Annotated in this window: 19 protein-coding genes, 1 tRNA gene and 1 pseudogene; 10 read left to right on the top strand and 11 right to left on the bottom strand. The window is 65.1% G+C overall.

The features are described from left to right. Positions 1 to 918, top strand: coding sequence for a carbohydrate kinase family protein (locus M5C96_RS14260; RefSeq protein ID WP_272563826.1), 918 nt, complete (start codon positions 1 to 3; stop codon positions 916 to 918). A gap of 373 nt (positions 919 to 1,291) precedes the next feature. Further along, a pseudogene (locus M5C96_RS14255) lies at positions 1,292 to 1,546 on the top strand (transposase); the annotation flags it as partial. Positions 1,547 to 1,594: 48 nt separating this feature from the next. Here the strand turns inward: M5C96_RS14255 and M5C96_RS14250 are convergent. Then, entirely contained in the window at positions 1,595 to 2,566 is a 972-nt protein-coding gene (locus tag M5C96_RS14250) for an IS5 family transposase (RefSeq protein WP_272563825.1), read from the bottom strand. Positions 2,567 to 2,811: 245 nt separating this feature from the next. Between M5C96_RS14250 and M5C96_RS14245 the strand changes: the two genes are divergently transcribed. Further along, positions 2,812 to 3,762: an IS5 family transposase gene (locus M5C96_RS14245; protein WP_272563652.1), complete on the top strand. Its 951-nt coding sequence runs from the start codon at positions 2,812 to 2,814 to the stop codon at positions 3,760 to 3,762. A gap of 18 nt (positions 3,763 to 3,780) precedes the next feature. Here M5C96_RS14245 and M5C96_RS14240 read toward each other — a convergent pair whose 3' ends face one another. The 4 genes from M5C96_RS14240 to M5C96_RS14225 all read right to left on the bottom strand — a co-directional run bounded on the left by M5C96_RS14240 (position 3,781) and on the right by M5C96_RS14225 (position 5,613). Continuing rightward, complete coding sequence (locus M5C96_RS14240) at positions 3,781 to 3,930, bottom strand: DUF6538 domain-containing protein (RefSeq protein ID WP_272563824.1); 150 nt, start codon at positions 3,928 to 3,930, stop codon at positions 3,781 to 3,783. A 110-nt stretch (positions 3,931 to 4,040) separates the two neighbouring features. After that, positions 4,041 to 4,130 (bottom strand) — tRNA-Ser (locus M5C96_RS14235). 60 nt (positions 4,131 to 4,190) lie between these two features. Further along, on the bottom strand, positions 4,191 to 5,111 hold the full coding sequence (locus M5C96_RS14230) for an SPFH domain-containing protein (RefSeq protein WP_272563823.1): 921 nt from the start codon (positions 5,109 to 5,111) through the stop codon (positions 4,191 to 4,193). Positions 5,112 to 5,187: 76 nt separating this feature from the next. Then, positions 5,188 to 5,613 carry an NfeD family protein gene (locus M5C96_RS14225; protein ID WP_272569721.1) on the bottom strand — a complete coding sequence of 142 codons (426 nt, stop codon included), beginning with the start codon at positions 5,611 to 5,613 and terminating at the stop codon, positions 5,188 to 5,190. 134 nt (positions 5,614 to 5,747) lie between these two features. Here M5C96_RS14225 and M5C96_RS14220 point away from each other — a divergent pair, with 134 nt between their 5' ends. Further along, complete coding sequence (locus M5C96_RS14220; protein ID WP_272563822.1) at positions 5,748 to 8,129, top strand: arginine/lysine/ornithine decarboxylase; 2,382 nt, start codon at positions 5,748 to 5,750, stop codon at positions 8,127 to 8,129. A gap of 176 nt (positions 8,130 to 8,305) precedes the next feature. After that, positions 8,306 to 8,866: a fasciclin domain-containing protein gene (locus M5C96_RS14215; protein ID WP_272563821.1), complete on the top strand. Its 561-nt coding sequence runs from the start codon at positions 8,306 to 8,308 to the stop codon at positions 8,864 to 8,866. 138 nt (positions 8,867 to 9,004) lie between these two features. Here M5C96_RS14215 and M5C96_RS14210 read toward each other — a convergent pair whose 3' ends face one another. The 3 genes from M5C96_RS14210 to fabI all read right to left on the bottom strand — a co-directional run bounded on the left by M5C96_RS14210 (position 9,005) and on the right by fabI (position 11,914). Beyond that, positions 9,005 to 10,099 carry an IS630 family transposase gene (locus tag M5C96_RS14210; RefSeq protein WP_272563777.1) on the bottom strand — a complete coding sequence of 365 codons (1,095 nt, stop codon included), beginning with the start codon at positions 10,097 to 10,099 and terminating at the stop codon, positions 9,005 to 9,007. Positions 10,100 to 10,165: 66 nt separating this feature from the next. Continuing rightward, positions 10,166 to 11,041, bottom strand: coding sequence for a DNA ligase (locus tag M5C96_RS14205; protein ID WP_272563820.1), 876 nt, complete (start codon positions 11,039 to 11,041; stop codon positions 10,166 to 10,168). A gap of 75 nt (positions 11,042 to 11,116) precedes the next feature. Next, the gene (gene fabI / locus M5C96_RS14200; protein WP_272563819.1) at positions 11,117 to 11,914 is read right to left on the bottom strand and encodes an enoyl-ACP reductase FabI; all 798 of its coding nucleotides are present in this window, start codon (positions 11,912 to 11,914) and stop codon (positions 11,117 to 11,119) included. Positions 11,915 to 12,039: 125 nt separating this feature from the next. On the opposite strand from fabI, the gene M5C96_RS14195 reads away from it, so the two are divergent. From M5C96_RS14195 to M5C96_RS14180, 4 genes are read left to right on the top strand one after another with little or no spacing between them, the layout of a single operon-like run. Beyond that, positions 12,040 to 13,872: an extracellular solute-binding protein gene (locus tag M5C96_RS14195; protein WP_272563818.1), complete on the top strand. Its 1,833-nt coding sequence runs from the start codon at positions 12,040 to 12,042 to the stop codon at positions 13,870 to 13,872. 59 nt (positions 13,873 to 13,931) lie between these two features. Continuing rightward, positions 13,932 to 14,969, top strand: a complete 1,038-nt coding sequence (locus tag M5C96_RS14190; RefSeq protein WP_272563817.1) for a microcin C ABC transporter permease YejB — start codon at positions 13,932 to 13,934, stop codon at positions 14,967 to 14,969. Further along, on the top strand, positions 14,962 to 16,050 hold the full coding sequence (locus tag M5C96_RS14185) for an ABC transporter permease (RefSeq protein ID WP_272563816.1): 1,089 nt from the start codon (positions 14,962 to 14,964) through the stop codon (positions 16,048 to 16,050). The genes M5C96_RS14190 and M5C96_RS14185 overlap by 8 nt, the downstream gene beginning before the upstream one ends. A gap of 11 nt (positions 16,051 to 16,061) precedes the next feature. Next, complete coding sequence (locus M5C96_RS14180) at positions 16,062 to 17,750, top strand: ABC transporter ATP-binding protein (protein ID WP_272569719.1); 1,689 nt, start codon at positions 16,062 to 16,064, stop codon at positions 17,748 to 17,750. 137 nt (positions 17,751 to 17,887) lie between these two features. Here the strand turns inward: M5C96_RS14180 and M5C96_RS14175 are convergent, their stop codons facing one another. From M5C96_RS14175 to M5C96_RS14165, 3 genes are read right to left on the bottom strand one after another with little or no spacing between them, the layout of a single operon-like run. Then, positions 17,888 to 18,271, bottom strand: a complete 384-nt coding sequence (locus tag M5C96_RS14175) for a FlxA-like family protein (RefSeq protein ID WP_272563815.1) — start codon at positions 18,269 to 18,271, stop codon at positions 17,888 to 17,890. A gap of 56 nt (positions 18,272 to 18,327) precedes the next feature. Next, positions 18,328 to 20,586 (bottom strand): diguanylate cyclase domain-containing protein, encoded by a 2,259-nt coding sequence (locus tag M5C96_RS14170; protein ID WP_272563814.1) that lies wholly within the window; start codon positions 20,584 to 20,586, stop codon positions 18,328 to 18,330. Positions 20,587 to 20,628: 42 nt separating this feature from the next. Continuing rightward, entirely contained in the window at positions 20,629 to 21,687 is a 1,059-nt protein-coding gene (locus M5C96_RS14165; RefSeq protein WP_272563813.1) for an AI-2E family transporter, read from the bottom strand. Positions 21,688 to 21,919: 232 nt separating this feature from the next. Here M5C96_RS14165 and M5C96_RS14160 point away from each other — a divergent pair, with 232 nt between their 5' ends. Then, positions 21,920 to 24,799, top strand: coding sequence for a 2-oxoglutarate dehydrogenase E1 component (locus M5C96_RS14160; RefSeq protein ID WP_272563812.1), 2,880 nt, complete (start codon positions 21,920 to 21,922; stop codon positions 24,797 to 24,799). Positions 24,800 to 24,840 lie beyond the last annotated feature (41 nt).

Raw genomic sequence — 24,840 nt, 5'->3', positions numbered from 1 at the left:
GTGCGTGTCCTGACGATTGGTGGTGCCACGCTCGACATCGTGGTTGCAGGGGTGGACGCGATGCGTGGCACCGGAGCCAAACACGATGTGGCCAGCGTGCAATGGTCCAGCGGGGGCGGCGCGGTGAACGCGGCGCTGGGATTTGCGGCCTTTCACGCACAGGTCACGGCCTGCTGCGCTGTCGGCGCGGATGTGGAAGGGCGATGGCTGAGCGACACGTTGGACCGGCAAGGCATCGCGGTGGAACGTGTGCAGACCATCCCCGGATGCCCCACGGGAAAGGCCGTGATCCACCTGGACCCGCAGGGCGATGCCACCGTGTTCGCGCAGCGCGGTGCCAGTACCCGGCTGTCGTTGGCGGATGCCTCTGCAATGCTCATGCAAGCCGAGCTTGTCTATGTGTCCGCGTTGGCCGATGCCGCCACCGACGAGTTGAGCCACGCGTTGGCGGGCCTGCCGTCCCGGCCTTTCCAACTGGTGATCAATCCGGGCGCACGTTCACTGCGCCAATCGCCCGACTCCTTGGAACGGTTGCTGCAAGCGGCTGACCTGGTCTGCCTGAACGCGATCGAAGCGCAGTGGCTGGCCACGCACAGAGGTGTGACCTGCACCCCGGAGATGGATGCCCACGAGGCCGTGGCGCTTGCCGCTGCATTGGTACGCCGCCAGGGGCAAGGGGTGCTGGTTACCCTCGGCGCTGGCGGTGCGGCGTTCTTCGATGGGCGGCACGGCCACCACCACCCTGCAGAGCCCACCACCGTCGTATCCACACTGGGTGCAGGGGACGCCTATGCGTCGGCGTTTGCCTTCCACTGGTTTTCGGGGCGTGGGGTCCGGGCCTCGCTGGAGGCGGCCAACCGCCGTGCGGTGGAAGTGCTTGGCGTCGCGGCTGCGAATCTCGCCACCTTGGTCATGTAGGGCAAAGGGGCGTCAACGCTGCGTTGCGGCACGCAATAAAAAAAGCCACCCGAGGGTGGCTTTTTTGTTCCCGACTTGGAATCAGGACTGTCTTTGGCGGAGAGGGCGACCGCATGAACACGAATCCGAAGTAGTCTGGTTCGATGCGCAGAAGTACGCTAACTCCGCGCCAGCACTTGCTTTGTGAACGATCTCCCCTTTAAACAACCTCCAGCTGAATTCCAGAAAATCCAGTAGTATCCAGCCATAAAATATGGTTAGAAAGATGGTTTGCAAAGCTCCCCAGCACAACGCCGGAGACACCTACAGGGAACCTCTCAAAACCCATCCGGTCCCTTGTTGATCGAGAATGCGTGCTCCATCCTTTGCCATGATCACTCCCCGTAGCGCCCTGAAGTTCGACCTGTTCGCTGAGGCCTCGCGCCAACACAAGAGAGATGAGGTGGGCGATCCGCTGCAGGTGATCGCGCGGCACATCGACTTCGCAGAACTGGCCCGGCTGGTGGATGCCTTGATCGAACGCGGGGGTGGCCGCCGGGGCGGTCGGCCCGCCTACCCCACCGAGGTGATGGTGCGCATCCTGGTGTTGAAGCGGCTGTACAACCTGTCCGATGAGCAGATGGGCTTTGTTGCACAAACCGAATCGAGCGCGTTATGACCCCAGCCCCAGGCGCACTCATGCCACAGCCGCCACCGCGACGGTTTCAGGCCGTCCAAGCTGGCTGAACCGGTTCAGCAGCGCAACTCGGACATGCAGCTCAACCACCTGACGCTCAAACGTTCGTGCCATGACCCGCTCGCCCAAGCGCTTGAAGCAGTGCATCTTGGTCTCCACCAGGCTGCGCCGGTGGTAGCCGCTCCAGCTCTTCCAGATACGCCAGCCCAGGCGCCTGCAGGCCCGTACGGCTTCGTTACGGCTGGCTGACCCGGGACTGGCCCGTTTCCAGAAACTGGCGTTCTTGCGTGGCGGGATCACGGCCTGTGCACCTCGTCTGGCAATGGTGTCCAGACAGGCCCGCGTGTCATAAGCTCCGTCAGCACTGACACTGACACTGACACTGACACTGACACTGGCGATGGGCTCATCGACCTCAATTTGCGCCAGCAACTGCGGCAGCATGGGCGCATCTCCAATGGCGTTGCTGGTGACCTCGATGGCCCGGATCTCCAGTGTCTGAGCATCGATGCCCAAATGAACCTTACGCCATTCGCGCCGGTATTCGGCCCCGTGCCTTTTGCGCTTGCATTCACCTTCTCCCAGGAACTTAATGCCTGTGCTGTCCACCAGCAGGTGCAGCGGTGAGCTCCTCGGCTGGTAGTTCAGTTGGACTTGCAGATCCTTTTGGCGCCGACAGACCGTGCTGAAGTCAGGGACCGGCCAGTTCACCCCAGCCAGCTTGAGCAGGCTTTGGACCATGCCAAGCGCTTGGCGAAGGGGCTGACCAAACAGGCACTTGATGCTCAGACAGAACTGGATCGCGGCATCCGAGAACGTTTGGTTGCGACCGCGTTTGCCTTTGGGCTCAGCCAGCCACTGCATCCCCCTATCCAGCCACATCGTCAGCGATCCACGGGCCTTCAATGCCGCGTTGTACTGTGCCCAGTTTGTCGTGCGGTAGCGGGTCCGCATCTTCTTGCCTTCACTCATCTGGTCAGACTACCAGCGAGCTGCATCGCTTTGTGCAACAAAGCCTATAGATAGGGCCAATCGCCTCAATTGCTTCGAGCAAACGTGCGTGATCTTCGGGTCCATCAGATCGTGCAATGCCACGACTGAGGTCTAGCTCGTACTTTGAGAGCTTACTGGCCAGGTCGAAGTCTGTGATCTTGGGTTTGTACATCGCAATGGCTTTGTTGCACAAATCGCGATGCTGATGCCCGTAGACTGACTGCGTGACAGAGACGAAGAACAGGCAGCGGAGCAAGTACCGCACGACGAACTGGAAGGCGTACAACGCGGCGCTGAAAGCGCGAGGCTCGTTGACGATGTGGCTAGATGAGGGCATGCAGTGGTTTGGCACGCCGACCGGCAGGCGTGGACGCAGCCGAACCTTCTCGGACGCAGCAATCCAGTTCTGCCTGAGCATCAAGTGCCTGTTCGGCCAGCCCTTGCGACAGGCGCTGGGCATGGTGCAGAGCCTGCTGCGGCTGGCAAAGCTGGACTGGCCGGTACCTGACTTCAGCACTGTTTGCCGGCGCCAAAAGACCTTGCAGGTCGAACTGAGCTACCAGCGAACCAACTCGCCGCTGCAGTTGCTGGTGGACAGCACCGGCATCAAGTTCCTGGGCGAAGGAGAGTGGAAACGCAAGAAGCATGGTGCTGAATACCGGCGCGAATGGCGCAAGGTCCATCTGGGCATCGACGCGCAGACGCTGGAAATACGCGCCATCGAGGTGACCAGCAACGCCATTGGGGATGCGCCGATGTTGCCCGGGTTGCTGGCTCAGATTCCCACTGACGAATCCATCGAAAGCGTCAGTGCCGATGGCGCCTACGACACGCGCGCCTGCCTGGACGCCATTGCCGAGCGGCACGCGATGGCGGTGATCCCGCCCCGCAAGAACGCCAGCCATTGGAAGAAGTCGAGTCCGGGCTCGGCGCATCGTAATGAGGCCATTCGGGCGTGCCAGCGCCTGGGTCGCGGCATTTGGAAGAAGTGGAGCGGCTACCACCGGCGCAGCCTTGTGGAGACGAAGATGCACTGCTTCAAGCGACTGGGCGAACGGGTGATCGCGCGCACGTTCGACCGCCAGGTTGTGGAGCTGCATGTCCGCGTGGCCTTGCTCAATCGGTTCAGTCAGATCGGCCGTCCTCACACCGTGTCGGTGACTGCTGTGGCATAGGTCCGTCTGGGGTTGGGGTCATGCCGTCTGCAATTCGATTTGTGCAACAGCGCCCATCGCAATGGCACGCAGGTAGTCCAAGGCTCGCAGTTTAGCGAGCTGTGGATCACGAGTACCAAGGGAACGTTTGAACTGTTTCTTACCTACACGCGTGTGCAGGTAGAACATGCCGTTGCGGCTGTAAACAGGGAGTGTGAGCACTTTTTGCTACCAAAAGTGCTACCAGTCCTTTTGCCGATTTGCCAAAAAATCGTTATAAATCAACGACTTAGGCCAACTGGCGGAGAGGGCGGGATTCGAACCCGCGGTGGGGATTAGCCCACACACGCTTTCCAGGCGTGCGACTTAAACCGCTCATCCACCTCTCCGAAGCCCGCGATTGTAGCAGTGGTTTTGCCCTGTTTTTGGAAAAACCGTTGAAGCGCCGTTCAAGGCGCGCGTTGGGTCGTTTGAACCATCTTCATGGCGGAGCCGATCAGGGCGGACACTTCGCTCATGTTGCTGGGCACGATCAGCGTGGTGGTCGCATCCGCGGCCACCTTGCCGTACGCGTCCACGGCGCGCTCGGCCACCTTCAGCTGCACGGCCTGTTCGCCGCCCGGCTGCCGGATGGCCGCGGCGACTCGCTCGATGGCCTGGGCGGTGGCTTCGGCCACGGCCGTGATGGAGGCGGCCTCGCCCTGGGCGTTGTTGATCTGCGCCTGCTTTTCGCCCTCCGACCGTGCGATGAATGCTTCGCGCTCGCCGGTGGCGATGTTGATCTGCTCCTGGCGGCGGCCTTCCGAGGCGGCGATGAGGGCGCGTTTTTCGCGCTCGGCCGTGATCTGCGCCTGCATGGATCGCAGGATTTCGGCCGGTGGCGTGAGGTCCTTGATTTCGTAGCGCAGCACCTTCACGCCCCAGTTCAAAGCGGCCTCGTCGATCGCCTGGACCACCTGGGCATTGATGATGTCGCGCTCTTCGAAGGTCTTGTCGAGTTCGAGCTTGCCGATCACGCTGCGCAGCGACGTTTGGGCCAGCTGGGTGACGGCCATGATGTAGTTGCTGGAGCCGTAGCTGGCGCGCATGGGGTCGGTCACCTGGAAGTAGAGAATGCCGTCCACCTGCAGCTGGGTGTTGTCACGCGTGATGCAGACCTGGCTGGGCACGTCCAGCGGAATTTCCTTGAGGCTGTGTTTATAGGCCACGCGGTCGACGAACGGCACGAGGAAGTTCAGCCCCGGCGTGAGGGTGCCGGCATATTTGCCCAGCCGCTCCTTGACCCAGGCGTTCTGTTGGGGAACCACCTTCACCGAGCGTGCGATGAAGATGCCGGCGATGACGACGATGACGAGGGCGATGATTTCCATGGGGTCCTTTGCGATGGTGAAGATTCGGGTGGGTGCGTTGCTTTGTGGCGGTGCGTGAGGGGGCGGGGGGCCGGCCTCAGAGCTTGTCGACCAGCAGCCGGTTGCCGATGACTTCCGCCACGCGGTGCATGCCGGAGGAGGGGGCATTGCCGGGGCGCAGGACCACCGTCCATTGGGCGCCGCGGTAACGCACCTGCGCGGTGCCGTCGGAGTTCCAGATCTCCACGTTCACGGACTCGCCCACATCCATGTTCACATCGCGGTTGCTCGATGCGGGCTGGGCGCCCGGGTTCTTTTTACGGAACACATAGCAGCTCACCACGCCCGCGGAACCGACCACGGCCGCCGCCAGCAGTTGCGCCGCGACCGAGCCGCCCGCGTGGGCCGCGAGGGCGCCGGCGGCCAGGCCGATGGCCAGCATGAGCAGGTAGAACGTGCCCGTGAACAGCTCCACGGCAACGGCCCCTCCCGCCATCAGCCACCAGAGGGTGGATTGCTCTATCACTGCGCGCTCCTCGTTGTGTTTAGTGCACCACATTCTGGGTCAAAAGACCGGACCGTCAAAGGCGTGACAACGTTATTCCTTACACTTCGCGCCTGTTTCGTTTTTTGGGCCCGCTCGCTCGGAGGCTGCGCATGAAATTCCGCTTTCCCATCGTCATCATCGACGAGGACTATCGTTCCGAGAACACGTCGGGCCTGGGCATCCGCGCGCTGGCGCAGGCCATCGAGTCGGAGGGCTTCGAGGTGCTGGGCGTCACGAGCTACGGCGACCTGTCGCAGTTCGCGCAGCAGCAAAGCCGCGCGAGCGCGTTCATCCTGTCGATCGACGACGAGGAGTTCACCCTCGGCTCGGGCCTGGACCCCATCGTGCTGAGCCTGCGCACCTTCATCGCCGAGGTGCGCCGCAAGAACTCCGACGTGCCGATCTACGTGCACGGCGAGACCAAGACCAGCCGCCACCTGCCCAACGACATCCTGCGGGAGTTGCACGGCTTCATCCACATGTTCGAGGACACGCCGGAGTTCGTGGCCCGCCACATCATCCGCGAAGCCAAGAGCTACCTGGAGAGCGTGCAGCCGCCGTTCTTCAAGGCGCTGCTGGACTATGCCGAAGACGGCTCGTACAGCTGGCACTGCCCCGGCCACTCCGGCGGCGTGGCGTTCCTCAAGAGCCCCGTGGGACAGATGTTCCACCAGTTCTTCGGCGAGAACATGCTGCGCGCCGACGTGTGCAATGCGGTCGAGGAACTGGGCCAGCTGCTGGACCACAACGGCGCCATCGGCGAGAGCGAGCGCAATGCCGCGCGCATCTTCAATGCAGACCACTGCTTCTTCGTGACCAACGGCACCAGCACGTCCAACAAGATGGTGTGGCACCACACGGTGGCGCCCGGCGATGTGGTGGTGGTGGACCGCAACTGCCACAAGTCCATCCTGCACAGCATCATCATGACGGGCGCCATTCCGGTGTTCATGAAGCCCACGCGCAACCACTTCGGCATCATCGGCCCGATCCCCCAGTCGGAGTTCGAGCCCGAGGCGATCCAGGCCAAGATCCGCGCCAATCCGCTGCTCAAGGGCGTGGATGCCAAGGCTGTGAAGCCGCGCGTTCTCACGCTCACGCAATCCACCTACGACGGCGTGCTCTACAACACCGAAACCATCAAGGGCATGCTCGACGGCTACGTGGACAACCTGCATTTCGACGAGGCCTGGCTGCCGCACGCGGCTTTCCACCCGTTCTACGGCAGCTACCACGCGATGGGCAAGAAGCGCGCGCGGCCCAAGCACTCGGTGGTTTATGCCACGCAGTCCATCCACAAGCTGCTGGCCGGCATCAGCCAGGCCAGCCACGTGCTGGTGCAGGACTCGCAGACGGTGAAGCTCGACCGGCCGCTGTTCAACGAGGCGTACCTGATGCACACCTCGACCTCGCCGCAGTACAGCATCATCGCCAGCTGCGACGTGGCCGCCGCGATGATGGAGCCGCCCGGCGGAACGGCGCTGGTCGAGGAAAGCCTGCTCGAAGCCCTGGACTTCCGCCGCGCGATGCGCAAGGTGGAAGAGGAGTTCGGCAAGGACGACTGGTGGTTCAAGGTGTGGGGTCCGGACAAGCTCGTGGACGAGGGCCTGGGCCGCGCCGAGGACTGGGTCATCCGCAGCGACGGCAAGGGCAAGAAGAACCACGCCAGCAAGTGGCACGGCTTCGGCCAGCTGGCCGACGGCTTCAACATGCTGGACCCGATCAAGTCCACCATCGTCACGCCGGGCCTGAACCTGGACGGCAAGTTCGACGAGAACGGCATTCCCGCCTCCATCGTGACCAAGTACCTGGCCGAGCACGGCGTGGTGGTGGAGAAGACGGGGCTCTACAGCTTCTTCATCATGTTCACCATCGGCATCACCAAGGGTCGCTGGAACACGCTGCTGACGGCGCTGCAGCAGTTCAAGGACGACTACGAGAAGAACCAGCCGATGTGGCGCATCCTTCCGGAGTTCTGCCAGCAGCACAAGCGCTACGAGCGCATGGGCCTGCGCGATCTGTGCCAGCACGTGCACCAGCTCTATGCCAAGTACGACATCGCGCGCCTGACCACCGAGATGTACCTGTCGGACCTGACGCCGTCGATGAAGCCCAGCGACGCCTATGCGCACATCGCGCACCGCAAGACCGAGCGCGTGGAGATCGATGCGCTGGAAGGCCGCATCACGACCAGCCTGATCACGCCGTACCCGCCCGGCATTCCGCTGCTCATTCCGGGCGAGGTCTTCAACAAGAAGATCGTGGATTACCTCAAGTTCTCGCGCGAGTTCTCCAAGCTGTGCCCCGGCTTCGAGACCGACATCCACGGGCTGGTGGAGATCGAGGACGACAACGGCAACGTGCGCTACTACGCCGATTGCGTGGCTGCCGCGCCGCAGCCGCCGTCCGCGCGCAAGAGCCGCAAGAACGCGCCCGCCGCCGAGGACATCGTGCAGGTGGGCAGCGACGGACCGTTCGGCCGCAAGGTCTGATCGCTGCGCGAGGCCGTGGGCCTTGACCCCGAAAGCCCGGCGGTGCGAAAGCGCCTCCGGGCTTTTTGTATGGGAATGTCACGGGTCTGAATCCAGGCGGCGTCCTGCCCCGTATCAGTGTTCAGCCGCGCGAATCTTCGGGCGGCATTCCACCCACTGACCCAACGGAGATATCCATGACCTTTCGCCTGAATGCCCGCCTGACCGCCGCCAGCCTCACGCTCGCCCTGTCTGCCGCCGCGATGCCCGCCTTCGCGCAAGTGACCGTCGGTGGTGCGCCGATGTATCCGACCAAGGACATCATCGACAACGCGGTGAACTCCAAGGACCACACCACGCTGGTCGCCGCCGTGAAGGCCGCAGGCCTGGTGGACACGCTCAAGGGCCCCGGTCCGTTCACGGTGTTCGCGCCCACCAACGCCGCCTTCGCGGCACTGCCTGCCGGCACGGTGGACACGCTGCTGAAGCCCGAGAACAAGGCCACGCTGACCAAGGTCCTGACCTACCACGTGGTGGCGGGCAAGGTCGATGCGGCCGCGCTGTCCAAGATGATTGCCGACGGCAAGGGCTCGGCCAGTCTGAAGACCGTGGCCGGCGGCACGTTGACGGCCAAGGCCAGCGGTTCCTCGATTGCGCTGACGGATGAAAAGGGCGGTACGTCCAAGGTGACCATCGCCGACGTGTACCAGTCCAACGGCGTGATCCACGTCGTGGACAAGGTGCTGCTGCCCAAGTAAGACTGCCAGGCCGTTCGCATCGCTGGCCCTCGTATGGCCGCCAGCCGTTGTGCGGGTCAGGCCTTGATGCAACGAAGCCGCACGGCACCCGGGGCGGGCGCCTTGCGGCTTTTTCGTGGGAGCCCGGCCCCGGTCCCGCTAGTGTCCTGTCCCGTTAATTCGCCCGCATAGTCTGGCGAGTTTTTCGAGGATGGAGTCTGCTGTAGCTGTCCAAGTAAACGGCTGGCAGGACTGGTTGTAATTCGCGATGAATGTGTCGATCTTGTTGATCAGATCCTTCACGCTGGTGAACGAGCCACGGCGGATTGCCCGCGTGGTGATGATCGAGAAGAAGCGCTCGACCTGATTGAGCCAGCTTGAATAGGTCGGAACGAAGTGCATGTGCCAGCGAGGCCGCTCGGCCAACCAAGCGCGCACCTTTGGATGCTTGTGGCTGGCGTAGTTATCAGCTATGCAGTGCACATCCAGTTCGTCGGGCACTGCCTTGTCGATGGCGCGCAGGAAGGCAAGGAACTCTTGATGACGATGCCGGGGCCGGCACTGCGCGATCACTTGGCCATTCATCACGTTCAGGGCCGCGAACAAGGTGGTGGTGCCGTGGCGCACGTAGTCGTGCGTGACACCTTCGACATAGCCAAACCCCATTGGCAGCATCGGCTGCGTACGCTCCAAAGCTTGGCATTGGCTCTTCTCGTCCACGCACAGCACCAGCGCGTTGTCAGGTGGGTTCAGGTACAGCCCCACAACGTCGCGCAGCTTCTCGATGAACAGCGGATCGGTCGACAGCTTGAAGCTGTCGGCCCGGTGCGGCTTGAGGTTGAAGGTCTGCAGATAGCGCGCCACCGTGCTCTTGCTGATGCCCGTATCGGCGGCCAGCGTGCGGGTGCTCCAGTGGGTACCCCCATCAGCAGGCTTGGTGTGCAACGTCTTGGTAATCAACTCAGCAACACGCTCGTCATCTACCGTGCGGGGGCGACCCGGGCGCAACTCGTCGTAAAGCCCTGCAATGCGATGGCGCGCATAGCGCCCGCGCCACTTGGTGACAGTGCTACGACTGATCCCCAGAGCCTGCGCAACCGCGGTGCTGGCTTTATCTGTGCCTTCGCAAGTCAGCACGATGCGCGCCCTGAGCGACAACGCCGCTGGCAGCGAACGTGATCGCGCCATGGACGTCAGTTCCGCGCGCTCCACTTCACTAAGCGCAATTTCTGTTCGGGTCGTTGCATTGGGCATGGCGGCACCTCAAGGATGGCCCGAAACCATGCAGCTATCGTGCCTGCGAATTAACGGGACAGGACACTAGGGCGCAGCGGCGTGCATGTCTTCGCGCACGCGAAGGAAGCTGGCGAAGCGCGGCAGGCCGCCCTCGTGCGTGCCGCGAAAGCGGTAGGTCACCCAGCTGCCCAGGGGCGGCGGATGCGCCCGGTCCGCATCGGTGAAGCCGGCGCCCAGCCGAAAGCGCTGGCCGCCGGGCATCTCCACCAGCAAGGCGCCCATGCGGCCCCGGTGCCGGCCTTTGCCGGGCACGTAGCCCACGACCCGCGCCTCGGTGTCTTCATGGGTCTTGAGCTTGATGAGATCGTCGCTGCGGCCGGCTTGGTAGAGCGACGCCCCACGGTGCAGCATCAGCCCCTCGCCGCCATCGCGCACCGTGCGGTGCAGCAGGGCCTGCAACCGGGCATCGGTGGCGATGCGCTGCTGGGGCACGGCCTGCACCCAGGGATGGCCGATGCGCGCCACGGCGGTCTGCAATGCCGGCAGGCGCTCGTCGAACGGGCCGCCCTGCGCGGGCAGGTCGAACACCATGAACTGCAGGTGGCGCCAGGCCGCATCGTCGGGCCGCTGCTGCCGCACGGTGGACTGCGCCTGGGCGAAGCGGCCCCGGCCGGCCCAAAGCTCGCCATCCATCGGGATCGCGGGCCAGCCCTGCGTGAACCAGGCGGGCGCATTCACCCGCTCGCCACCGCGCGTGTGCAACTGGTGGCCGTCCCAGTAGCCGCGCACCCCGTCGTACTTTTCGCTCACCCAGTAGTCCGCCAGCGGTAGCCCGGCGCGGTAGACGTTGGCCAGCAGCAGGGGCGGCGGCGAGGCGGGCGATACCGGCGCTGGGGGTTGCGCCCAGGCCGGCAGCGCGCCGCAGACCAGCAGGACGGTGATGGCGATGCGGCGAAGCATGGGACTATTTTGCTATTATTTTAATAGCAGTATGCCCTAGGGAAATATGCGCTGGTGGCCGATTCGGCTTGAATCTCAGGACAGCTCGGCGCTTTCCCGGCTGATGCCGCCCGTCTGGCTGAAGCCGCCGTCCACGTACATGATCTCGGCCGTCACGCCGCTGGCCAGGTCCGACAGCAGGAAGGCGGCGGCATTGCCCACGTCTTCGATCGTCACGTTGCGGCGCAGGGGCGAGGCGCCGGCGACCACGCCCAGCAGCTTGCCGAAGTCCTTGATGCCGCTGGCCGCCAGGGTCTTGATGGGGCCGGCGCTGATGCCGTTGGCGCGCATGCCGCGCGGGCCCAGCGATTCGGCCAGGTAGCGCACGCTGGCCTCCAGGCTGGCCTTGGCCAGGCCCATGGTGTTGTAGTTGGGCACCGTGCGCAGCGCGCCCAGGTAGCTCAGGGTGACCACGGACGATTTTTCGTTGAGATAGGGCAGGGCGGCCTTGGCCATGGCGGGAAAGCTGTAGGCGCTGATGTCATGCGCGATGCGGAACGACTCGCGCGACAGCCCTTCGAGAAAATCGCCGGCGATCGCCTCGCGCGGCGCGAAGCCGATGCTGTGCACGAAGCCGTCGAACTTCGGCCAGGCCTGCGACAGGTCGGCGAACATGCGGTCGATCTGCTCGTCGCTGCCCACGTCGCAATCGAAGATGAGCTTGGAGTCGAACTCGGCGGCGAAGTCGGTGATGCGGTCCTTGAAGCGCTCGCCGACGTAACTGAAGGCAAGTTCTGCGCCTTGCGCGTGGCAGGCGCGGGCGATGCCGTAGGCGATCGAGCGGTTGGACAACACGCCGGTGATAAGCAGCTTCTTGCCGGTCAGAAAACCCATGTTTCTTCTCCTGTGGAATGCGGGGGATTGGGGGCGTGGCGGCGGCGCGTGCGCCGCTGATGGCCCACCGGGGCATGTGACATGCGACCCGTCGGGGCGCCGCCAGCGTAGTGCAGAATTGTCGCATGCGTCTTTGGCCGATCTTGTTGCTGTGGGGGAGTGCGATGCCCGTGTGGGCGGGACACGCCTATGCGCTGTGGGGCGAGCCCCGGATGCCTGCGGGCTTCGACCACTTCGGGTACGTCAACCCCGATGCGCCCAAGGGCGGCGAACTGCGGCTGGTGAGCAACCTGCGCGTCTCCACCTTCGACAAATACAACCCGTTCACCATCAAGGGCAATTCCCCGGCCTACCTGTCGGACCTGATGTTCGATACGTTGCTCACCGGCTCGCTCGATGAGACCGCCACCGGCTACGGCCTGCTGGCGCAGGACGTGGAGGTGGCCGCCGATGGCCTCTCGGTGGTGTTCCGCCTGCGGCCCGAAGCGCGCTTTCACAACGGGAAGCCGGTGTTGGCGCAGGACGTGAAGTTCAGCTACGACACGCTGATGGGCCCCTACACCTCGCCGGCCTACAAGACGGCGCTGTTCGACGTGGCGGGCATCGACGTGATCGACGACCGCACGGTGCGCTACCGCTTCAAGCACCCCAACCGCGAGCTGCCGCTCACGGTGGGCGGGCTGCCGGTCTTCAGCCGCGACTGGGGCGTGGAGAACGGCAAGGCCAAGCGCTTCGATCAGGTGGTGATGGACATCCCGATCGGCAGCGGACCCTACAAGATCGGGCCGGTGCGCTTCGGCAAGGACATCACCTACGTGCGCGATCCCGGCTATTGGGCGCGCGATCTCAACGTGCGCAAGGGCACCGCCAATTTCGACCGCATCCTGGTGAAGATCTACCGCGACAACACCGCGCGGCTGGAGGCGCTCAAAGCGGGCGAGTTCGACCTCATGCGCTTTTTCAGCGCGGGCGACTGGGCGCGCCGCGTCACGGGGCGCAAGTTCGATACCGGCGAGCTGGTCAAGGGCAACTTCGAGCACAAGCTGCCTTCGGGCTTCCAGAGCTACGTGCTCAACACGCGCCGGCCGCTGCTGCAGGATGCCCGCGTGCGCGAAGCGCTGGGACTGGCCTACGACTTCGAGTGGATGAGCCGCCAGCTGTTCTACGGCGCCTACCAGCGCATCAACGGCCTGTTCGGCAACACCCTGTGCGAGACCCGCGGCACACCCACGCCCGAGGAGCTGGCGCTGATGGAGCCCTGGCGCCAGAGCCTTCCCGCCAGCGCTTTCGGACCCATGACCACGCCGCCGCGCACCGAGGGCGGCACCACGCTGCGCGACAACCTACGCCGTGCCCAGGCCCTTTTGAGAGAGGCGGGCTGGGAGGTGAAGGACGGCGCGTTGCGCAACGCGCAGGGCCAGGCCATGGTGCTGGAGTACCTGGACAGCAGCGAGGGCGGCGTGCGGTCGCTGTCGTCGTGGATCCGCAACCTGCAAAAGCTCGGCATCACGCTGAACTTCCGGGCGGTGGATTTCGCGCTCTACCAGCAGCGCCTGAGCAAGTTCGACTTCGACATCACCACCATCGCGTACCAGGGCACCAACAACCCGGGGCAGGAACTGGCCGACATGTTCGGCTCGCAGGCGGCGGACACGGAAGACTCGGGCAACTTCCCCGGCGTGAAGAGCAAGGCCGTGGACGCGATGATCCGCAGCATCGTGTCGGCCAAGACGCTGGACGAGCTGCTGCCCGCCTGCCATGTTCTGGAGCGCGTCATCGCGCACGGGCACTACCTGATTCCCCAGTACACCGCGCCTTCGCACCGCATGGTCTACAACGCCTGGCGCCTGGAGCGGCCGGCCACCCTGCCGCCGTATTCCACGGGCGAGGCCTGGGCCATCGACACCTGGTGGGCGCGCATGCCGCCCCAGACGGCGCCGGACCCCGCGCGGCGCTGATCCGTTCGACCCCCAGCACCGTCCAGACCCGCCCAATTTTCCGACCCACCACCGCCGCCATGTTCGCCTACATCCTCAAGCGCGTGCTGCTCATGCTGCCCACCCTGCTGGGCGTGCTGCTGCTGACCTTCGTGGTGATCCAGTTCGTGCCCGGCGGCCCCGTCGAGCAGTACCTGGCCGAGTCCAAGGCCGGGATGGGACGCGGCGGCGGCGGGGCCGAAGGCGGCGGCCTGGCCTACCGGGGTGCGCAGGGCGTGGACCCGAAGCGGCTGGAGCAGATCAAGGCGCTCTACGGCTTCGACAAGCCGGCGCATGAGCGCTTTTTCCAGATGCTCGGGCAGTTCGCGCGCTTCGACCTGGGCCGCAGCTTCTTTCAGAACAAGGACGTGTGGCAGCTCGTGAAGGAAAAGCTGCCCGTGTCGATCAGCCTGGGCCTGTGGACCTTCTTCATCAGTTATCTCGTGGCCGTGCCGCTCGGCGTGGCCAAGGCGGTGCGGGCGGGCTCGCGCTTCGACTTCGTCACCACGCTCATCGTGCTGGTGGGCTACGCCATTCCCGGCTTCGTGCTGGGCGTGGCGCTCCTGGTGATCTTCGGCGGGCAGTTGCAGTGGTTCCCGCTGCGGGGACTCACCTCGGCGAACTGGGATGAGATGACCTGGGGCGCGCGCATCGTGGACTACCTGTGGCACATCACGCTGCCGGTCACGGCCATGGTGCTGGGCAGCTTCGCGGTGACGGCCATGCTGACCAAGAACGCCTTCCTCGAAGAGATCCGCAAGCAATACGTGCTCACGGCCCGCGCCAAGGGGCTGTCGGAGCGGCAGGTGCTGTGGAAGCACGTGTTCCGCAATGCCCTCATTCCCATCATCACGGGCTTTCCGGCGGCGTTCATCGGGGCGTTCTTCGCCGGCTCGTTGCTGATCGAGACGCTGTTCTCGCTCGACGGCCTGGGCCTGCTGAGCTACGAAAGCGTGATCCGGCGCGACTACCCCGTGGTGCTGGGCACGCTGTATCTCTTCACGCTGATCGGACTGGTGACCAAGCTGGTGAGCGATCTTTGCTACGTATGGGTGGACCCACGTGTCAAGTTTGACTAACCCCCCGGAGTCGGCCGGTGGCCGCCCCCCGAGCGGCGCCGCGCCCGTGGCCCCGTCGCTCTCGCCCGGCCGCCGTGCGTGGCGCCGCTTCAAGCGCAATCGGCTGGGCTACTGGAGCCTGATCCTGTTCAGCGCGCTGGTGGCCCTGAGCCTGGTGGCGGAACTGATCAGCAACGACCGTCCCTTGATCGTGCGCTACGAAGGGCAGACCTACCTGCCCATGCTGCACGACTACCCCGAGAAGACTTTCGGCGGCGATTTCGACACCCCCACCGACTACCTGGACCCGTTCATCCGCGAGCGGCTGCAGCAAGGCAGCAACTGGGCGCTGTACACGCTGAACCCCTACGGTCCGGACACGCTGAACTATTTCGCGAAGTCGGCCAACCCGTCGGGCCCCACGGCGCAGAACTGGCTGGGCACGGACGACCGGGGCCGCGACCTGCTCGCGCAGCTGATCTACGGCTTTCGCGTGAGCGTGCTGTTCGGCATCGCGCTCACGGTGGTGGGCGTGCTGCTGGGCGTCATCACCGGGGCGATCCAGGGGTTTTTCGGCGGCAAGACCGACCTGGCGTTCCAGCGCTTCATCGAGATCTGGGGTTCGATGCCCGAGCTGTACCTGCTCATCATCTTCAGCGCCGTGTTCGCCCCCAGCGTGGGGCTGCTGCTGGTGCTGCTGTCATTGTTCGGCTGGATGGGCCTGTCGGATTACGTGCGCGCGGAGTTCCTGCGCAACCGCCAGCTCGACTACGTGAAGGCCGCCCGCGCGCTGGGCGTGCCCAACGGGCAGATCATCTGGCGCCACATCCTGCCCAACAGCATGACGCCGGTGGTGACCTTTCTGCCGTTTCGCATGAGCGCGGCCATCCTGGCGCTCGCCTCGCTGGACTTCCTGGGCCTGGGCGTGCCGCCCGGCACGCCGTCGCTGGGCGAGCTGCTCAACCAGGGCAAGAACAACATCGACGCCTGGTGGATTTCGCTGTTCACGTTCGCGGCGCTGGTGGTCACGCTGCTGCTGCTCACCTTCATGGGCGATGCGCTGCGCGATGCGCTCGACCCCCGCAAGGCAGACCATTCATGAGCGACGCACGCATGCGCGGCACTGCGCCGATTCCAGGCTCTTCTGCTTCATCGTCTTCGGCCGGCACTTCGTCTTCCGGCTCGTCGGCGCCGCTGCTGCAAGTGCAGGACCTGCACGTGCGCTTCGGCGACAAAGAGGTGGTGCGCGGGGTCGGCTTCGACATCGCGGCGGGCGAGAAGCTCGCGCTGGTGGGCGAATCGGGCTCGGGCAAGACCATCACCGCGCTGTCGATCCTGCGGCTGGCGGGCGATGCACACATCACCGGCCGGGCGCTGATGGACGGGCAGGACCTGCTGGCCTTGTCCGAGCGCGAGATGCGCGGTGTGCGCGGCGGCGACATCGCCATGGTGTTCCAGGAGCCCATGACGGCGCTCAACCCGCTCATGGCGGTGGGGGACCAGGTGGCAGAGGTGCTGCAGCTCAAGCAGGCGCTCTCGCGCGCCCAGGCCCGCCAGGCGGCCGTCGAACTGCTGGCCAGCACCGGCATTCCCGAGCCGGCCCGGCGTGCGGACGCGTTCCCGCACCAGTTGTCGGGCGGGCAGCGCCAGCGCGCGATGATCGCCATGGCCCTGGCCAGCCGCCCGCGCCTGCTGCTGGCCGACGAGCCCACCACCGCGCTGGACGTGACGCTGCGCGGCCAGATCCTCGACCTGCTGTCCGACCTGCAGCGCCAGACCGGCATGGCCGTGCTGCTCATCACCCACGACCTGCACCTGGTGCGCAAGTTCGCGGACCGCGTGGCGGTCATGGAGCACGGCGTGCTGGTGGAGGCCGGCGCCGTGTCGGACGTGTTCCGCGCGCCGCAGCACGCGTACACGCAGCGGCTCATCGGCAGCGTGCCGCGACGCGACGTGCTGGAGCCGGAGGCCTCGGCCACCGCGGTACCCGCGGCGCAGGCGCACGCGCTGCGCGTGGCCTATGCCACGCCGCTGCCCGGCATCCGCGGCTGGTTCCGCCGCGGGGAGTTCGTGGCGGTGAAGGGGGCCGACTTTTCCATCGCGCCGGCCCGCACGCTCGGGGTGGTGGGCGAATCGGGTTCGGGCAAGTCCACACTGGCGCAGGCGCTGCTGGGGCTGCTGCCGTACCAGGGCGACCTGCGGATCGCAGGGCAGGGCTGGCAGTTGCCGGCCCAGCGCAACACCCCGGCCAATCAGGCCTTGCGCCGGCAGGTGCAGGTGGTGTTCCAGGACCCGTTTTCGTCGCTGTCGCCGCGCCTGACGGTCGAGGAGATCGTGGGCGAGGGACTGCAGGTGCACGAGCCCGGCCTGTCGCCCGCCGACCGCCGCGCGCGCGTGGAGTCGGCGCTGCAGGACGTGGGACTGACCGACGCGCAGTTCCCGGGCCTGCTGGCGCGCTATCCGCACGAGTTTTCCGGAGGGCAGCGCCAGCGGCTGGCGATTGCCCGTGCGCTCATCCTGAGCCCCCGGCTGCTGGTGCTGGACGAGCCCACCAGCGCGCTCGACGTCACCATCCAGCAGCAGGTGCTGGCACTGCTGCAGCGCCTTCAGAAGGAGCGTTCGCTCAGCTACCTGCTCATCACGCACGACGTGGCGGTCATCCGTGCGATGGCGCACGACGTGATCGTGATGAAGGATGGCGAGGTGCTGGAGTCGGGCCCGGTGCAGACGGTGCTGGATGCACCCCGGCATCCCTATACCCAGCGGCTGGTGTCCGCGGCCGGGCTGGATGGAGAGGGTTGAGCCGATTTTGGGTGTTTTCGGCCCCATGCCGGGGTATTGATTGTCCTGATTGCTATCAATTAAATAGCAAATCGCAGGCTTGAGGCGTTGGGTCGCGCCGCGCGTTCGTGCGGTCGGCTGGGCGCCGTGCGCGGCGATCAGGCGAAGGTATCGACCTGCGTGCCCAGCGTGGTGGAGGCGGCGGGCGGGGTCTTCTTCTGGTCGGCCGACTGCTGCTGTTCCATGGCCTTTTCCATGGCCTTTTGTTGCTGTTCCTGTTGCTGGGCTTGCTGGATGGCTGCGATCTGCTGCTGCACGAGCTGGATCTGGTTCTGCAGCGCCTGCAACTTCTGCTGCTTGGCTTTGGCGTCGTTGGGGTCGGACGCCTGGCTGGCTTCTGCCGACGCCTGCTTGAGATCGGCCGTGAGGTCCTTGAGCTGCTTTTGAAGCGCCGCGATGTCGCCGCTCGATTGGCCCGAAGAGCGGCTCCCCGAAACGCTGGTGGAGGAGGTGCTGGAGGCGGAGGAGATGGACAGGGACATGAAGGAGTATCGGCCGGTCGGGGACGAAACTGTAGGCCTTGCCGGCTTTTATTCGGTCATTTCTTGTCCGCCGGCACGATGGTGGGCTCCTGGTCGGGCCCGGCATACAGCCGGAAATGCCCCCGCCCCGCGCGCTTGGCCGCATACATCGCCATGTCCGCGCTGCGCGACAGCTCCTCGAAATTGCGGCCATGCTGTGGAAACAGCGCGATGCCGCCGCTCAGGCCGATCTGCCGGACCTCGCCCTGCAGATCGAACGGCGGTTCGCACGCGGCCATGATCTTTTGCGACACCAGGCAGGCCTGGTCGGCGTTGTCCAGCTTGGGCAGCAGCACGACGAACTCGTCGCCCCCCTGGCGGCACACCGTGTCGGAATGCCGCACCGCGCCCTTGAAGCGGCGGGCGACCTGCACCAGCAGCAGGTCGCCGGCATCGTGGCCGAGGGTGTCGTTCACCTGCTTGAACCCGTCCAGGTCGATGTACATCAGCGCCAGGCTGCGGTCGTCCCGCAGGGCGTGCGCGATGGCCTGCTGGGCCCGGTCCTGCAGCAGCACGCGGTTGGGCAGGTCGGTCAGCACGTCGTACTGCGCAAGGTGGGCCATGCGGCGCGACATCTCCATGGCCTCGGTCACGTCGCGCAGCACCATCACCGTACCGGTGACTTGCCCGTGCCGGTCGGTGATGGGGCTGACCGATTTCTCGATGTCGATGCGCCGTCCGTCGCGGCACTGGAGCACCACGCCGCGTTTCGAGGGCTGGGCGCGGCCCTCGGCCAGCGCCTGGCGGGTGGGGCTCAAGCCGCTGTCGCTGCCGGCTTCCTGCAGCGGTACGACGTCGTCGATGTCCGATCCGGCGGCATGAAAGGCCTGCCAGCCGGTCATCTTCTCGGCCACCGGGTTGATGTAGGTGACGCAGCCCTGGGCATCGGTGCAGATGACCGCATCGCCGATGGACTGCAGCGTCAGCCGGATCAGCTCCTTTTCCTCGAACAGCAGGTCTTCCATGCGCTTGCGGTCGGTCAGGTCGTCGATCTGCACGAAGATGCCCTGCACCTCGTCGCCTTCCTTGTCCGGGATGTACGACACCAGCGTGTGGCGCACCTCGCCGGAGGGCAGCGGCATCGTCCGCTCGAAGACCTGCTTGTGGCCCTTGAGCGCCTGCCGGATGTGCGTCAACGCGTGTTCGTAGGTTCCCCGGTCGAGCACGTCCAGCAGCTTCACGTTGGGCATGCGCTCGCGCGAGACGCCCAGCCAGTCCATGTACGCCTGATTGGCGAAGCGGTTGTGCTGGTCCTTGTCCCAATAGCTCACCATCGAAGGCAGGTTGTCCAGGATGGTGCGCGTGTCGTGTTCGGCCTGCTTCAGCTGTGCCGCGATGGCCTGGCGGCGCTGCAGCTCCCGCGCGAACAGTGCGGACAGGCCCAGGCAGGCGGCCATCAGCAGCACCGCGAAAGCGCCCAGCACCTTGGCGCTGGCGCGCCACTTGGCCAGGATGGTGTCCGCCGACTGCCCAACGCTCACCGCCAGCGGGTAGTTGCCGATGCGGCGGAAGGTGTGCAGCCGCTCGGTGCGGTCCTGCGGGTCCTGCGCCGTGTAGCTGCCGCTGTCGACCGTCTGCAGCCGGGCCAGCAGGCCGGCGTCGTCCATCGGCTGGCCGACATCCCCTTCGGCGTAGGGAAAGCGCGCGACGGTAATGCCATCGCGGGTGCTCCACAGCTCCACTCGGCTCATCGGCCCGACGTCGATGGAGGCGAACAGCTCCTTGAAATAGTTGATTCTCACGGTGCCCACCACGACGCCGCCGAAGCTGCCGTCGCTGCGGAAATACGCGCGGCTGATGGGCAGGTTGTACGAGCCCGACACCCGGCCCCGGATGGGGTGGCCGATGTAGAGCCCCTCGCGTTGGCTGGTCTGGTGCACCTGGAAGTAATCGCGGTCTGCCAGGTTGAGGTTCAGGGGCTCCAGGCTGGTGGAGCGCGTTATCAAGTTGCCCTTGTCATCCAGCACCGCGACCGCGCCCAGGCCGGGCGTGTGCAGGGAGTGGTCGAACAGGAAGGTGTTGCGCATCTGCGGGGTCAGGCTCGGAAGGCCGGGGTCCGACAGGCTCTTGGCCACCCCGACCAGCGAGTAGTCGAAGCCGTTCAGGGTGCGCTGGATGTTCTGCTCGATGGTGCGTGCCAGGCTGCTGTTGGTGTGCAGCGCGTACGACCAGGCATCGTCGCGGATCGTGAGGATCGCCCGCACGAAGAGCGCACCGATGCCTGCCGACAGCACGAGGGCCAGCAGGACGATGCGACGGGGCGAAATCTGGGGCATGGCGCAATGCGGCCGGCACGCAGGCCGGCGGATGCTGCGCGATTACTTTATCGGGGAATCGGTGGGTTGGGAGAACAAATCCCAGGTGGCGATGAAGAGTGCTGCGATCACCGGGCCGATGACGAAACCGGTCAACCCGAACAGCGCCATGCCGCCCAGGGTGGAGATGAGGACGATGTAGTCCGGCATCTTCGTGTCCTTGCCCACCAGCACCGGGCGCAGGGCGTTGTCCACCAGCCCGATCACGCAGACGCAAAAAGCCACCAGCACCGAGCCCTGCCAGATGGCGCCGGTCGCGAAGAAATAGATGGCCACCGGGCCCCAGATCAGACCGGCACCGATGGCCGGCAGCAGCGACAGGAAGGCCATCAGCACGCCCCAGAGGATGGGGCCCTGGATGCCCAGGATCCAGAAGATCCCCCCGCCCAGCGCACCCTGCACGGCCGCCACCACGATGTTGCCCTTGACGGTGGCGCGGATCACCGTGGTGAACTTGCTGGCCAGCTGGCGCTTGTGCTCTTCGTCGAGGGGCACGGCCTGGCGGATGCGGTTGACCAGCGAACTGCCGTCACGCACCAGGAAGAACAGCAGGTACAGCATGATGCCGAAGCTCACGATGAACTGCAGCGTGTTCTGGCCCACGTCCAGCGCCTTGGTGGCCAGGAACTGGCCGGCCTGTACGGACACGGACGAGAGCTTGGCCTCCACCTCGGCGGCCGAGGTGAGGTTGAAGCGGTCCAGCAGGCCCAGCAGCCAGGAGGGCAGGGCACTCAGCACCTGCTGCACGTAGGCGCCGAAGTTGAGCTGCCCCGATTTCATGCGTTCGTAGATGAGCCCGGCCTCCTGGACCAGCGAAATGCTGATGAAGGTCATGGGCAGGATCACGATCACCAGGCACAGTCCGAGGGTGCACAGGGCGGCCAGGTTGCGCCGCCCCCGCATGCGCCGCAGCAGCCGCCGGTGCAGCGGCGTGAACAGGATCGCCAGGATGACGCCCCAGAAAACCGCTCCGTGGAACGGCCACAGGATGGCGAAGAACGCGACAGTGACCGCGATGAGAAGAAGCAACAGCGTGCGGCTCTGAAGGGTGGGTGAGTTCATAGAGGCGGGGTACGGATAATGACGAAATGTAAGCGACCGCAGTGACACGGCGGCGAAGGAACACGCGCTTACGCCGTGTAGGGCTCGCTCCTGGGCGTTCGGTGGCACAATGGCGCCCGCACCCCCGGCCCTTCCCCAGCCACAGTCGCATCCGCCAATCGGTTCAGCCGTGTCGCGGAAGGTTTTACCCACCAGCTAATGCTTCCCTCAGGGAAGCGGAGGTCAGCGGAATATGAGCGATACGACATCCGTATACCAAGCCTACCAAGGCAACACCTATCTTTTCGGCGGCAATGCGCCCTATGTCGAAGAGATGTACGAGAACTATCTCGTCAACCCCGGCAGCGTGCCCGACACGTGGCGCGAATACTTCGATGCCCTGCAGCACGTGCCTGCCGTCGACGGATCGAACGCCAAGGACGTGCCCCACCTGCCCGTGGTCAATGCCTTCGCCGAGCGCGCCAAGCAAGGCGGCACGAAGGTCGTCGGTGCCACCGGCGCCGACTCCGAAATGGGCCGCAAGCGCACCGCCGTCCAGCAACTGATCTCGGCCTACCGCAATGTCGGCCAGCGCTGGGCCGATCTGGACCCCCTGAAGCGCACCGAGCGCCCTGAAATTCCCGAACTCGAAGCCTCCTTCTACGGCTTCAGCGACGCCGACCAGGAAACGGTGTTCAACACGAGCAACACCTTCTTCGGCAAGGAAGCCATGCCGTTGCGCGAGCTGACCAACGCGCTGCGCGAAACGTACTGCGGCTCGATCGGGGTCGAGTACATGTATGCCACCGACCAGAACCAGAAGCGCTGGTGGCAGGAAAAGCTCGAGACCATCCGCAGCAAGCCCAGCTTCGGTCCCGACAAGAAAAAGCACATCCTGGACCGCCTCACGGCCGCCGAAGGCCTGGAGCGTTTCCTGCACACGAAGTACGTCGGCCAAAAGCGTTTCTCGCTCGAAGGCGGCGAAAGCTTCATCGCCGCCATGGATGAACTCATCCAGGCTGCCGGCACCAAGGGCGTTCAGGAAATCGTGATCGGCATGGCCCACCGCGGCCGCCTGAACGTGCTGGTGAACACGCTGGGCAAGATGCCCAAGGACCTGTTCGCCGAGTTCGACCACACCGCTCCGGAAGACCTGCCGGCAGGCGACGTGAAGTACCACCAGGGCTTCAGCTCCGACGTCAGCACCCCTGGCGGCCCGGTGCATCTGTCGCTGGCCTTCAACCCCTCGCACCTGGAAATCGTGAACCCCGTTGTGGAAGGTTCGGTGCGCGCCCGCATGGACCGCCGCGCCGACCCGCATGGCAAGCAGGTGCTGCCCGTGCTGGTGCACGGCGACGCGGCCTTCGCCGGCCAGGGCGTCATCCAGGAAACGCTGGCGCTGGCCCAGACCCGTGGCTATTCCACGGGCGGCACGGTGCACATCGTCATCAACAACCAGATCGGCTTCACCACCTCCGATCCGCGCGACAGCCGCTCCACGCTGTATTGCACGGACGTGGTCAAGATGATCGAGTCGCCCGTGCTGCACGTGAACGGCGACGATCCCGAAGCGGTCGTGTTCGCCACGCAGCTCGCCCTCGAATTCCGCATGGAGTTCCAGAAGGACGTGGTGGTGGACATCATCTGCTTCCGCAAGCTGGGCCACAACGAGCAAGACACGCCCGCGCTCACCCAGCCGCTGATGTACAAGAAGATCGGTGCGCACCCCGGCACCCGCAAGCTGTACGCCGACAAGCTGGCCACGCAGGGCCTGGGCGAGACCCTGGGCGACGACATGTCCAAGGCCTACCGCGCCGCCATGGATGCGGGCAAGCACACGGTCGATCCGGTGCTGACCAACTTCAAGAGCAAGTACGCGGTGGACTGGAGCCCCTTCCTGGGCAAGAAGTGGACCGATGCCGGCGACACCGCCATCCCGCTGGCCGAGTGGAAGCGCCTGTCCGAAAAGATCACCACCATTCCTGAAGGCGTGACGCCGCACCAACTGGTCAAGAAGGTGTACGACGACCGCGCCGCCATGGGCCGTGGCGACATTCCGGTGGACTGGGGCATGGGCGAGCACATGGCTTTCGCCTCGCTGGTGGCCAGCGGCTTCCCCGTGCGCCTGTCCGGCGAGGACTGCGGCCGCGGCACGTTCACCCACCGCCATTCGGTCATCCATGACCAAAAGCGCGAGAAGTGGGACACGGGCACCTATGTGCCTCTGCAGAACGTGAGCGAGAACCAGGCACCGTTCGTCGTGATCGACTCCATCCTGTCCGAAGAGGCGGTGCTGGGCTTCGAATACGGCTATGCCTCCAACGACCCCAACACGCTCGTGATCTGGGAGGCGCAATTCGGCGACTTCGCCAACGGTGCGCAGGTCGTGATCGACCAGTTCATCGCCTCCGGCGAAGTGAAGTGGGGCCGCGTGAACGGCATCACGCTGATGCTGCCGCACGGCTACGAAGGCCAGGGCCCCGAGCACAGCTCGGCCCGCCTGGAGCGCTTCATGCAGCTGTCGGCCGACGCCAACATGCAGGTGGTTCAGCCCACCACCGCCAGCCAGATCTTCCACGTGCTGCGCCGCCAGATGGTCCGCCACCTGCGCAAGCCGCTGATCATCATGACGCCGAAGTCGCTGCTGCGTAACAAGGACGCGACCTCGCCGCTGTCCGAGTTCACCAAGGGCAGCTTCCAGACGGTGATCCCGGAGCAGAACGAAGCCATCGAGAAGAAGGCCGAGAAGGTCAAGCGCGTGATCGCCTGCTCGGGCAAGGTGTACTACGACCTGGTCAAGAAGCGCGAAGAGAAGGAAGCCGACGACGTCGTCACCCTGCGCGTGGAACAGCTCTATCCGTTCCCGCACAAGGCCTTCGCCGCCGAGCTGAAGAAGTACCCTAACGCCACCGACATCGTGTGGTGCCAGGACGAGCCGCAGAACCAGGGCGCCTGGTTCTTCGTGCAGCACTACATCCACGAGAACATGCTCGAAGGCCAGAAGCTGGGTTACTCCGGCCGTGCCGCCTCGGCATCGCCCGCGGTGGGCTATTCGCACCTGCACCAGGAGCAGCAAAAGGCCCTGGTGGACGGCGCGTTCGCCAAGCTCAAGGGGTTTGTCCTGACCAAGTAAGGCCGGAAACCCGAACACACAAAAAGCAGAAACAAACCCCG

It is taken from the genome of Acidovorax sp. GBBC 1281 (assembly GCF_028473645.1).
Classification (GTDB): domain Bacteria; phylum Pseudomonadota; class Gammaproteobacteria; order Burkholderiales; family Burkholderiaceae_C; genus Paracidovorax.
The sequence above is the reverse complement of the archived record's forward strand: the minus strand, read 5'-3'. Positions and strand labels throughout refer to the sequence as shown.